Source organism: Pseudomonas sp. NPDC087342, assembly GCF_044744265.1.
Taxonomy (GTDB): Bacteria; Pseudomonadota; Gammaproteobacteria; order Pseudomonadales; family Pseudomonadaceae; genus Aquipseudomonas; species Aquipseudomonas nunensis.
This window is the reverse complement of the sequence record NZ_JBIUXZ010000061.1, coordinates 344-1,102: the sequence shown is the minus strand read 5'-3', so window position 1 is coordinate 1,102 and position 759 is coordinate 344. Positions and strand designations below refer to the sequence as shown.

Annotated in this window: 1 pseudogene; it reads right to left on the bottom strand. The window is 55.2% G+C overall.

The features are described 5' to 3' along the window. Positions 1–38 precede the first annotated feature (38 nt). A pseudogene (locus ACIOYV_RS33290) lies at positions 39–759 on the bottom strand (EF-Tu/IF-2/RF-3 family GTPase); the annotation flags it as partial.

Here is a 759-nt window from a genome sequence, read left to right as displayed (position 1 = left end):
ACCGCGTTGTTCGTGCAGCACGCCCAAGGCTATCAGCTGACCCCGGCCGGCGAGGCGGCGCGTACTTCCTTGATTTCTTCACGGGCGTTTGCGTGCATTTGCACCATACGACCCACACGCTCTTTCTTGCCTTTAACCGAGTTGATCACGCCGTCGCCGGAGGCCAACACGCCCGAGTAAACTCGAACGAAGGTCAAGGTACCCACGAATGGGTCAGTGGCAATTTTGAATGCCAGAGCAGAGAACGGTTCGTTATCGTCTGCATGACGCTCCAGATCGATAGTCTCGTCATCCGGGTCAGTACCCTTGATGGCAGGAATATCAACAGGCGCAGGCAGGTAATCGATAACGGCGTCGAGAACCAGGGGAACACCCTTGTTCTTGAAGGAAGAACCGCAAACAGCCAGAACGATCTCACCAGCGATAGTACGCTGACGCAGAGCGGCCTTGATTTCCTCGTTGGTGAGTTCTTCACCTTCGAGGTACTTGTTCATCAGCTCTTCGCTGGCTTCGGCCGCAGCCTCAACCATGTTGCCGCGCCACTCGTCAGCCAGTTCCTGCAGTTCAGCAGGGATAGGCTTACGAACTGGAACCATACCTTTGTCAGAATCATTCCAATAAACAGCTTCCATAGCCATCAGATCGATCTGACCCTGGAAGTTGTCTTCGGAACCGATAGCCAACTGGATTGGCACCGGAGTGTGACCCAGACGCTGCTTGATCTGACCGATCACGCGCAGGAAGTTGGCACCAGCACGG